The sequence below is a fragment of the Arthrobacter sp. NPDC093125 genome (assembly GCF_044754225.1).
Lineage (GTDB): Bacteria > Actinomycetota > Actinomycetes > Actinomycetales > Micrococcaceae > Arthrobacter.
In genome coordinates this window covers 53,719-63,689 of the sequence record NZ_JBIVOQ010000019.1, presented here as the reverse complement: position 1 = coordinate 63,689, position 9,971 = coordinate 53,719, and the positions used below count along the sequence as shown (strand labels likewise).

Below are 9,971 nucleotides of genomic sequence, written 5' to 3'. Positions count from 1 at the left end.
GCCACCCTCAAGAACCAGCTTCCCGCCGGTCCCCCTCGCGGCGACTCAGAAAACAATACACCCACCCACCCCCCACCGCAAACCCACCCCAACACACCCACCCAACCCCCAAAAACCCCGCCAATCCGCAGAACAAGGGCGAGATGAGAGCGAAAAACCGGGTGCCGCCGTCGTAATTGTTTTCTGTGCGGTGCGTCACCTGATCTGGCGGCTCAGGGCAGGCTGGTTAGCAGCCAGCCAATGCGGGCTTAAAGCAGAAGGGCCGGCAACCATATGGTTGCCGGCTCTTCTCAAGCAGCTGGAATCAGCAGTGCTGGATTACCAGGAAGACTTGGTGATGCCCGGGAGCTCACCGCGGTGAGCCATGTCGCGGAAGCGAACACGGGAGATACCGAACTTCTGGAAGGTGCCGCGGGGACGGCCGTCGATGATGTCGCGGTTGCGCAGACGGATCGGGGAGGCGTCGCGGGGCAGCTTCTGCAGGCCGAGGCGTGCAGCTTCGCGTGCTTCGTCAGTCGCGTTCGGGTCAACGAGGGTCTTCTTCAGCTCGAGGCGCTTCGAAGCGTAACGCTCAACGATGACCTTGCGCTGCTCGTTGCGAGCAATCTTGGACTTCTTAGCCATGTGTTTAGCGCTCCTCTCGGAATTCGACGTGCTGGCGGATCTTGGGGTCGTACTTCTTCAGAACCAGACGGTCCGGGTCGTTACGACGGTTCTTGCGGGTTACGTAGGTGTAACCCGTGCCCGCGGTCGACTTGAGCTTGATGATCGGACGTACGTCCTTGTCCTTAGCCACTAGAGCTTCACCCCTCGTGCAAGAATGTCGGCGACGACTGCGTCGATACCGCGCACGTCGATGGTCTTGATGCCCTTTGCAGAGACCTGCAGGGTGACATTACGGCGCAGGGACGGAACCCAGTAGCGCTTCTTCTGAATGTTCGGGTCGAACCGGCGCTTGTTGCGGCGGTGCGAGTGCGAAATGCTGTGTCCAAAGCCCGGCTCGGCTCCGGTCACCTGGCAGTGTGCTGCCATGACGACTCTCCTCTGAAAAATGATTGAAACGGCTGGCAGCGTTCTGCGTCACCGTGCGGCAGGCGGCGTCCGCATCCAGTCCCATTGCATTTCCGGCATTCCACAGTCCTGAATTCTTTTGGGAGAATTCGTGCTGCGGCGGAATACGATGGCCACGGGCATCTGCAGCGGAAACCGCTGCGAACTGCCGGGATGCTGGGCGAATACAGGAATGCACGCAACTTGAGCCCCTAACTACCGGCCACCGGGACTTCGATCAATACCAAAGTCACCACCAACCGGAGCAATTGCACACGCTCCGCGCCACCTAGCGCCTACCAAGTCTACGAGACGCGGGAATTAAAGGCGAATCCGGCGGCAAAGGGTGTATAAGGCCCCCGCGCAACTTGCCGCTCCCCGGTTCCCCACAGACCCTGTTAATTACGACGGCGGCAAGCGCTGAGGCGGACCCCCGGTTTACCTGCTCGGGGTGCTCAAAGCCGGGTCAGTTGGCCGTACTTCGGCCCGAGGCTGTCTCCGGAGGACTTGCCGGTGACACGCCGGACCACCCAGGGGGCAGCGAACTCCCGGAACCAAAGAGCGTTGGCCCTCAGTGCATCCACCCCGGTCAGCTCCGGCACCGGCGTCATGGGCGGAACTTCGATGGAGTGATCGTATTTCAGGACCGTAAGGACGCGCTTAGCCATGTTCGCGTGGCCGGCGGCGGACATGTGCATCCTGTCCTTGGCCCACATCCCCCAGTCGTAGTACTCGTTGAAACGCCAGTAGTCCACCAGCAAAGCGCCGTGGTCACCGGCGATGCCCCGCACCAGCTCGTTGTAGATGGCCGTGCGGCCCCGCATGGTGCCGAAAACCTTCGAGCCGCGGGCATCGAAGCCGGTAAACATCACCACGGTGGCGCCGGTGGCCGCGAGTTTGCGGATGCCTGCGTCGTACTCCTCGAGGAGGTCGTCGATGTCGATTTTGGGGCGGAGGATATCGTTGGCGCCGGCATAGATGCTGACGAGTGTCGGTTTAAGCTCGACGGCGGCATCCACCTGTTCTGCCAGGATCTGGCGGAGCTTCCTCCCGCGGATAGCGAGGTTTGCGTATCCGAAACCCGGATCCGCCGCGCATAGCTGTTCCGCCACACGGTCGGCCCAGCCCCTGACACCGTTGGGACGCGTGGGATCGTCATCGCCGACGCCTTCAGTGAAAGAGTCTCCCAAGGCTACGAAACGCGACGTGAAATTCATGGAGTCCAGTCTGCCAGCCGTTGCCGGGAGCAACCAAGGCGGCTACCGCCGGGGTGCTGCCGGCCCTGCGGTTACTTCTTCGAGGGCTGCTTCCCATTCTTTAGGGCCTGCTGCCCGTCAGAGTGCTCCCGGAGGATCCAGTGGTTGCTGTCCAGGCGCGCCACGATCTTTTCACCAATGCGGGCGAGGTCGGACACATCCTGTTCAGTCAGCGCATCCAGGAACAGTGACCGGACGGTTGCAACATGCCCCGGAGCCAGCCCGACGATGGTGGACATTCCTTGATCCGTCAGGTGGGCGGTGGTCACGCGGGCGTCCCCCGGGTGCGGGCGGCGCTCCACCCAGCCGCGGTTCTGAAGTTTGGTAACTACATGGGAAAGGCGTGAAAGTGACGCACTGGTCCGGGCCGCAAGTTCACTCATGGGCAGGAAGTGCCCTTCTGCCTCGGACAGCATGGCCAGCACGTGATAGTCGAACAGCGAGACCTTGCCGGCGGCGTGCAACTGGGTGTCCAAGGCCGCAGGCAGCATGGTGTTGATGCTGAGCTGGGCGAGCCAGGCACGGCGTTCATTGGCATTCAGCCAGCGCGGTTCGGTCATGACTCCATCCTAGAAGATAGAAAGATTGACGATTCAAGCGGCGGTTCAAGGAGGCGCCTGTTCCGGCCGTGTGTCGTGGCCGGCGGGCACCGGCAGGGCAAGTAATCCTACTCTGCGCCTCGCCCTGGGGCGGTAGGCTGGCGGGCATGTACGTAGTTTCCCTGACTTACAAGGTTGCCCAGGACATCGTGGATTACCACTTGGATGCTCACGTGGCTTGGCTCAAGGACGCGTTCGACCAAGACGTGTTCATTGCCGCGGGCAGGAAGGTCCCGCGCACGGGCGGCCTCCTGCTGTCCAAGGCAGACCGGCAGACGCTGGACGCTTCCCTTGCCAAGGATCCGTTCTACTTCAACGGCGTCGCGGAGTTCGAAGTCATGGAATTCGCTGCGAACCGGGTGGCTCCGGGCTTCGAAAATCTGCTGGACCAGCCGAGCTAGCCCTTTCCATCAGTCTCTTCAGGCCGCCCTTTCGAGGCACTTTCACCGGTTCGGGCCAGCGGGGGCTGAGGTTGTCCCCGAGCGTGACGCCCCGCAGTTTCCGTCCGAAGAGCGGGAGCACCCAGTCGTTCACCCAGCGGCGCTGCCGTCGCTCCCAGTCGCGGAGCGTCATCCTGGCCGGGGGTTCCCACTCCTTGAGGCTGATCTTGTGCGGCACGCCAAGGTGGTCCAGCACCTGGGCCGCCACGTATTTATGGCCGGCTTTCGACATATGCAGCCGGTCCGAGTCCCACATGCGGCGGTCGTACAGCGCATCGAAGCACCAGTAGTCCACCAGCACGGCTCCATATTCGGCCGCCAGATCCCGCACCTCCCGGTTGTAGGCGGCGTTCCTCTTTTTCAGCGGCTCCAGCAGCGCTGACACCCTGACGTCGAAGCCGGTGAAGAGCACCAGCGTGGCACCGGTGCCGGCGAGTGTGGCAACGAGCCCTTCGTACTGTCTCATCAGTTCGTCCATGTCCGTACCGAAGTCCAGGATGTCGTTGCCGCCGGCATACAGCGTGATCAACGTCGGCTCCATGGCAAGCGCCGGTTCCAGCTGTTCGGCGATGATGTGGCGCAGCCGCTTGCTCCTGATGGCAAGGTTGGCGTACTCCCAGCCGGGCTCGGCCTTGGCCAGCCGCTCTGCCACCCGGTCAGCCCAGCCCCGCACGCCGTTCGGCAGATGCTTGCTCCGGTCCCCCACGCCTTCGGTGAACGAGTCGCCCAAGGCGACGAACCGCCGTCGCCCGTCCCGATCCGGAAGCAAAGGATTAGAACCCATCCGGACAAGGTACACACGCAGGGAGACCCGGAGGGAAACCGCAGGTGAACGTCAACGCTCCATCAGATCCTGCCGTAAATCCACGAACACCCCCTCACATCCTGCCGTAAGTCCACGAACGCTCCCTCACAGAGAAATTTGCTGATGAGGGAGCGTCCGGGATTAGACGGCAGGAACTGACGGAGCGTCCGGGATTAGACGGCAGGAACTGACGGAGCGTCCGGGATTAGACGGCGTTCCTGGGCTTAGAGCTCGGCCTTCCCCTGCCTCCAGTACCCCATGAAGGCGACCTGCTTCCGGTCGATGCCGACGTCGCGGACGAGGTAACGCCGCATGTCCTTGATGACGCCGGCCTCCCCCGCAATCCAGGCGTAAAAGGGCATCGCACCTGCAGGCACGGCCGGGTTCTTGGTGGCACCGATGGCCGCGGAGTCCATGCGGGCGGGTGTTTCCCACAGGATTTCCTGGTCCACGTTGACGTCCTCCGGTTCGGGGCCGGCCGTGGAGTCGGGCGACTTGATGCCCACCCAGCCCGGCACCGGCACCGCTGCCTGGACCGCCTCCTGGAGCAGCTGGCCGTGCGGACGCGAGCGGCCGATCGAGGCGCCACGGGCAAGCCAGGTGATGTCGATGTTGGCGGCTGTCTGGAGGTCGAGGAAGTCGCCGGCCTCCGGGACCTCCAGGAACGCATGACCGGTCATGTACTCAGGCAGGCTTTCCAGAATGGCGCTGATGGCGGGAACGGCCGTCTCGTCGCCCGCGAGGAGGACGCGCTGGGCCAGACCCGGGCGCCACTCAATGCCCGAGTAAATCTCAGCCGTGACGCAGTGCGCTGCACGGTTGTTGGGGCCGATGATGGTAAGGGCATCGCCCGGGCGGGCATTGCGCGCCCAGTTTGCTGCGGGGCCGCCGTGCCCGTCTGCGTCGAAGTGCATGACGAAGTCGACGTCGATCTCGGGATATACGGCGTCGAGCCGGGCGTGCCGCACTGTGTACGTGCGCATGGCGCCCCGGACGGCCGGGTCCATGGCGAGCCAGTCCCTGTACCAGCCGGGGTTCTCCATGTTGAAGGGTGGCAGTTCACGCTGGGTGCCGTCCTCGTTTACGGACGGAATCACCAGCTTGACGCGCAGGTCCCGGGTGCCGCCGTGCACGCCGAAGTCCCTGAGCGAGTAACCGCCAAACGTCACCCGGCGGAAGTTGGCGCCGAGCTCCTGGATGGCGCTGACGGTGACGTCGAATGCGAGTGTCATCGGCTCGGTGGCGAATTGCTGCACGCCCCTTGGACGTTCCCGCGCCGCGGCCTTGGAGGCGGTTGTTGCCGGGTTGCTGACTGAGCTCATGAGGCCAACTCCAGGGTCGTGGTTACGGCTTTTGGGGCGCTGTCACCTTCGGCGGCGCCCGATTCGGCGCCAACCCCGGCGCCAGCCTCGGCGCCGGAATCAACACCAGCCCCAGCATCGGACTCCGGGACCGCATGGTGTCGGCCGATAGGAATGATCAGCGGCGTGCCGGATACGGGGTCCGGCAGCACGCGGGAATCGAGTCCGAAAACATCCAGGACGAGCTGTTCAGTGATCACGTCGGAAGCGCCGCCTTCGGCTACGATCCGTCCGCCTTTCAAGGCAATGACGTGGTCCGCGTACCGGGCGGCAAGGTTGAGGTCGTGCAGCACGATGGCCACGGTGGTGCCGTGCTGCCGGTTGAGGTCGGTGACAAGGTCCAGCACCTCCACCTGGTGCGCAAGGTCGAGGTAGGTGGTGGGCTCATCCAGGAGTAAAATGTCCGTTTCCTGGGCGAGGGCCATCGCGATCCACACGCGCTGCCGCTGCCCGCCCGAGAGCTCATCGACATTCCGCCCGGCGAGTTCCAGCGTTTCGGTGGCTTCGAGCGCGCGCTGCACCGCGGCGTCGTCCTTCTCGGACCAGCTGCGGAAGAAGCCCTGGTGCGGGTATCTGCCGCGGCCCACCAGATCCCGGACGGTGATGCCGTCCGGGGCGGTCGGGTGCTGCGGGAGCAGCCCGAGCGTGCGGGCCAGTTCACGCGCCGGGAGGGCATGGATGTCCTTCCCGTCGAGGGTGACCGCACCCGCGGCGGGCTTCAGCAGCCGGGAAAGCCCGCGCAGGAGGGTGGACTTGCCGCAGGCGTTGGCGCCCACGATCATGGTCACCCTGCCTTCCGGGATCTCGGCGGTCAGCCCCTCGACGACGCGGCGCTGGTCGTACTGCAGCGTCAGGTCCTTCGCTTTGAGAACTGCCATGTCAGGCATCCTTTCGGTTGGCAGTGACCAGGAGCCACAGCAGGAAGGGGGCGCCGAGGGCACCGGTGACGACGCCGACCGGCAGCACGGTGCCGTCGAGCAGCAGCGGGGCCAGGTTGGCGGCGAAGTAGTCGGCGGCCAGGACAATCAGGGCGCCTGTAAGGGCCGACGCCGGGAGGCTGGCTTTGCGGGTGAAACGCCGGGCTATGGGCCCGGCCAGGAAGGCGACGAACGAGACCGGGCCAGCTGCCGACGTCGCCACAGCGGCCAGTGCGACGGCGGTGAGCACGATGCCCAGCCGGGTGAGGTCCACGCGGGTACCGAGTCCGGCGGCGGTGTCGTCACCGAGTTCGATCATCCGCAGGGGGCCGGCGAGAATGGCGACTGTGGGCACGAGGACCAGGAGCGCCGCTGCCAGTACTCCGGCGCGGTCCCAGCTTGCCGAGTTGAGCGAGCCGTTGAGCCAGACCAGGGCGTCAGCCGCGGTGCGGATGTCCGCTCGGGTCAGCAAAAAGTTGACCACGGCGCCGAGCGCTGCGGCAAGGCCCACGCCCGCGAGGATGAGCCGGTTGCCGGCGTCGACGCCGGAGCCGGTGGCCCGGGAGCCGCCCGGGCCGCTGCGGGAAATCGCGTAGATCAGGGCCGCGACTGCCAGGGCTCCGCCAAGGGCTGCGGCTGATACCGCCGGCCCGGTGGCACCGAAGATCACGATGGCCGTGACGGCGGCGGCGCTGGCCCCGTTGCTAATGCCGATCACGTCGGGGCTGGCCAGAGGGTTGCGGAGCATGGTCTGGAACAGGCCGCCGGAGAGGCCGAAGGCCAGCCCGATCATTGCACCGACCACCGCGCGCGGCAGTTTGCTCTCCATGACAATGAAGCTGGCGCCGGGAATTTTCTCGCCGTCGGTGAAGTGTGCGGTGAGGATCCGGAAGAAGTCGGGGATGGTCACGGTGTAGCTGCCCAGCAGGATGCTTGCGGCCAGCAGAAGAACGACGGCGAGTGCCAGGAATGCGGTGCGGTTCAGGAGCGTCCGGCGCAGCAACGGTGCGCGAACGGGCAGATAAGGCCCTGTTTGCGCCGTTTTGAGGGCGTTATCTGCCCGTTGGCGCTCGAGGCGGGGGGCCACAAATGTCCGTTCGCGCTGGTCGGTGGCGGTGGGGGTTCGGGGGGTTGTCACAGCCCGGCCCCCTTGCCGCGGCGGACGAGCCACACGAAGACCGGGGCGCCGACGAGGGCGGTCATGATGCCGGCAGGGACCTCGCCCGGGAGCAGCACCACGCGCCCGACGACGTCGGACAGCAGGAGCAGGCCCGGGGCGAGCACCAGGGAGAACGGGAGGATCCAGCGGTAGTCCGGCCCGGTGAGGAAGCGGACGGCGTGCGGGATGACGAGTCCAACGAAGGCAATGGGCCCGGCGAGGGCGGTGGCGGATCCGCAGAGCAGCACGATGCCCAGCGCCGTCACGCCGCGGGTCAGGCCAACGCGCTGGCCGAGCCCGCGGGCAAGGTCGTCGCCGAGGGCCAGGCTGTTCAGGATACGGCCGGTGCAGAGCACGATCAGCGCGCCGGCGGCCAGGAACGGCAGGCCGGGCAGGATGACGGACCAGTCTCGCCCGGCGATGCCGCCCACCTGCCAGAAACGGAAGCGGTCCAGGGTGTCCTGGCTGGAGACCAGGATGACGTTCATCAGCGAGTACAGTCCCGCGCTCAGGGCGGCGCCCGCGAGGGCGAGCTTGACCGGCGTCGCTCCGTCCCTGCCCATGGAGGCAATGAGATAGACAACGGCGGCGGCTGCCGCGGCGCCGCCGAAGGCGAACCAGATGTACCCGCCGAGGGAGGAGACGCCGAAGAGGTAGATGCCCGTGACCACGGCCAGGGCGGCGCCGGCGTTAACGCCGATGATGCCGGGGTCGGCCAGCGGGTTGCGGGTGACGCCCTGCATGGCGGCGCCTGCGAGGCCGAGCGCCCCGCCGGCGAGCAGCCCCAGGACGGTGCGCGGAATACGCGCGTGGACGACGGCGTGGTCGCCGTCGTCCGGGTTGAACTCCGTCAGCGCCTGCCAGACGGTGGCAAGCGACAGGCCGCGGGCGCCCACGGCCAGCGACACTGCACAGACGATGAAAAGCACGACGACGGCGGCCAGCAGCCACAGGGTGCGCGGCCCGGGGGCCTTGCCCGCCAGCCGGGCGCGAACGGGCACTTGCGGCCGTGTCGCCGCAGCCGCAGGGGCCACAGCTGTCCGTTCGCGCCCGGAGCCGGCCGCCGTCGTCGTACTTGGTGTCATGGCCCGCTACTTGACCGCGTCGGCAGCTTTACCGAGCTGCGGCAGGAACGTGTCCAGTGACCACGGCAGGCTCAGGGGGGAAGCGGCGGAGATCGAGAGGGTCAGCGTGTTGTCCGAGTCCGCCACCAGTGCGCCGTTCTTGATGGCGGGGATCTGGCTGAGCAGCGGGTCCTTCTTGATGGCGTCGCTGGTCTTGGCATCCGGGACCCAGGTCACGAAGACGTCGGATTCCAGCTCGTTGGCCTTTTCGGCGGACCAGGGCAGGAAGAATTCCTTGGATCCCTTGGACTTCTCCTCCACAACCGGCGACAGCTCCATGCCGATGGAGGACAGGAAACGCGGGCGGTTGTCGTTGGCGGTGTAGACGTTGACGCCGTCGCCCTTGGCGGGCTCAAGGTTGCCGTAGATGAAGGTCTTGCCCTCGATCTGCGGGTACTTGGACGCCTTCTCCTTGATGGTGGCCTCGGTGTCGGAGACCAGCTTGGCGGCTTCGGCTTCCTTGCCGAGTGCCTTGCCGATGATGCTGGTGGAGTCCTGCCAGGAGGTGCCGTAGGCGACCTCGGGGTGGGCGACGACGGGAGCGATCTCGCTGAGCTTCTTGTAGTCCTCCGCCGTCAGGCCGGAGTAGGCGCCCAGGATGACGTCGGGGTTGAGCTTGGCGATCTCGGTGAAGTTGATGCCGTCGGCCTCTGAATACTGCACGGGGGCCTTCTCAGAACCGAAGCTGGCGCCGAGCTTTTCAAGGGCGGCGTCCTTCCAGGGGGTGGAGCCCTTGTCGTTGCCGCCCCATTCGGTCTTGGGGACACCCACGGGAACGACGCCGAGGGCAATGGCGACGTCGTCATTGACCCAGGAGACTGTGGCAACGCGCTGCGGCTGCTTGTCGATGGTGGTCTCACCGAAGGCGTGCTTGATGGTGACGGGGAACTGCGCGCTGGAGGACTCTGCGGCGGATGAGGCCGAGGAAGAGGCGGCCGGGCCGGTGGAGCAGCCGGTCAGGGCCAGTGCTGCGGCGGCGGCGACGGCGGTGGCCTTGCCTGCGGTCTTGAGCAGGGCGCGGCGGGAAGTGGCGGCGCCGGGCACGCGGCCGGAGCCGGAGAAGAGGGGGGAAATCACGGAACTCCTTAGATGAATGAAGCGAACGTGAGTAAGGCTAGCCTATCCTCGCTGCAATTAAGAAAGCTTCGCGTCGCCTATTTCTCCGCAGAACGTGACATGTGAAGTTGTTGTTGGCGCGTTACCGTATCTAGCGGGCGAGGAGCGAGAGATGCCCCTGCCCGACTGCCTTGCCAGCCGAGT

General features: G+C 65.8%; 12 protein-coding genes. 1 reads left to right on the top strand and 11 read right to left on the bottom strand.

Annotated elements, in window-relative coordinates; genetic code table 11:
- Positions 1-318: 318 nt before the first annotated feature.
- From rpsN to ACIP9X_RS20940, 5 genes are all read right to left on the bottom strand, one after another.
- Positions 319-624 (bottom strand): 30S ribosomal protein S14, encoded by a 306-nt coding sequence (rpsN, locus tag ACIP9X_RS20960; RefSeq protein WP_400481671.1) that lies wholly within the window; start codon positions 622-624, stop codon positions 319-321.
- A gap of 4 nt (positions 625-628) precedes the next feature.
- Positions 629-796 (bottom strand): 50S ribosomal protein L33, encoded by a 168-nt coding sequence (gene rpmG, locus ACIP9X_RS20955; RefSeq protein WP_003798558.1) that lies wholly within the window; start codon positions 794-796, stop codon positions 629-631.
- Positions 796-1,032, bottom strand: coding sequence for a 50S ribosomal protein L28 (rpmB, locus tag ACIP9X_RS20950; RefSeq protein WP_400481670.1), 237 nt, complete (start codon positions 1,030-1,032; stop codon positions 796-798). The genes rpmG and rpmB overlap by 1 nt, the downstream gene beginning before the upstream one ends.
- A 473-nt stretch (positions 1,033-1,505) precedes the next feature.
- A complete protein-coding gene (locus tag ACIP9X_RS20945; protein WP_400481669.1) occupies positions 1,506-2,267 on the bottom strand; it encodes an SGNH/GDSL hydrolase family protein in 762 nt (253 codons plus the stop codon).
- A 71-nt stretch (positions 2,268-2,338) separates the two neighbouring features.
- On the bottom strand, positions 2,339-2,866 hold the full coding sequence (locus ACIP9X_RS20940; RefSeq protein ID WP_400481668.1) for a MarR family winged helix-turn-helix transcriptional regulator: 528 nt from the start codon (positions 2,864-2,866) through the stop codon (positions 2,339-2,341).
- A gap of 146 nt (positions 2,867-3,012) precedes the next feature.
- Between ACIP9X_RS20940 and ACIP9X_RS20935 the strand changes: the two genes are divergently transcribed.
- Entirely contained in the window at positions 3,013-3,306 is a 294-nt protein-coding gene (locus ACIP9X_RS20935; protein WP_400481667.1) for a YciI family protein, read from the top strand.
- Here ACIP9X_RS20935 and ACIP9X_RS20930 read toward each other — a convergent pair.
- From ACIP9X_RS20930 to ACIP9X_RS20905, 6 genes are all read right to left on the bottom strand, one after another.
- Complete coding sequence (locus ACIP9X_RS20930; protein WP_400481666.1) at positions 3,242-4,129, bottom strand: SGNH/GDSL hydrolase family protein; 888 nt, start codon at positions 4,127-4,129, stop codon at positions 3,242-3,244. The genes ACIP9X_RS20935 and ACIP9X_RS20930 overlap by 65 nt on opposite strands.
- Positions 4,130-4,374: 245 nt before the next feature.
- On the bottom strand, positions 4,375-5,382 hold the full coding sequence (locus tag ACIP9X_RS20925; RefSeq protein WP_400481676.1) for a siderophore-interacting protein: 1,008 nt from the start codon (positions 5,380-5,382) through the stop codon (positions 4,375-4,377).
- 86 nt (positions 5,383-5,468) lie between these two features.
- Positions 5,469-6,389 (bottom strand): ABC transporter ATP-binding protein, encoded by a 921-nt coding sequence (locus ACIP9X_RS20920; RefSeq protein WP_400481665.1) that lies wholly within the window; start codon positions 6,387-6,389, stop codon positions 5,469-5,471.
- Position 6,390: 1 nt separating this feature from the next.
- Positions 6,391-7,449 carry a FecCD family ABC transporter permease gene (locus ACIP9X_RS20915; protein WP_400481675.1) on the bottom strand — a complete coding sequence of 353 codons (1,059 nt, stop codon included), beginning with the start codon at positions 7,447-7,449 and terminating at the stop codon, positions 6,391-6,393.
- A gap of 113 nt (positions 7,450-7,562) precedes the next feature.
- Complete coding sequence (locus ACIP9X_RS20910; protein WP_400481664.1) at positions 7,563-8,672, bottom strand: FecCD family ABC transporter permease; 1,110 nt, start codon at positions 8,670-8,672, stop codon at positions 7,563-7,565.
- A gap of 6 nt (positions 8,673-8,678) precedes the next feature.
- On the bottom strand, positions 8,679-9,788 hold the full coding sequence (locus ACIP9X_RS20905) for an iron-siderophore ABC transporter substrate-binding protein (protein WP_400481663.1): 1,110 nt from the start codon (positions 9,786-9,788) through the stop codon (positions 8,679-8,681).
- Between the last annotated feature and the right edge of the window lie 183 nt (positions 9,789-9,971).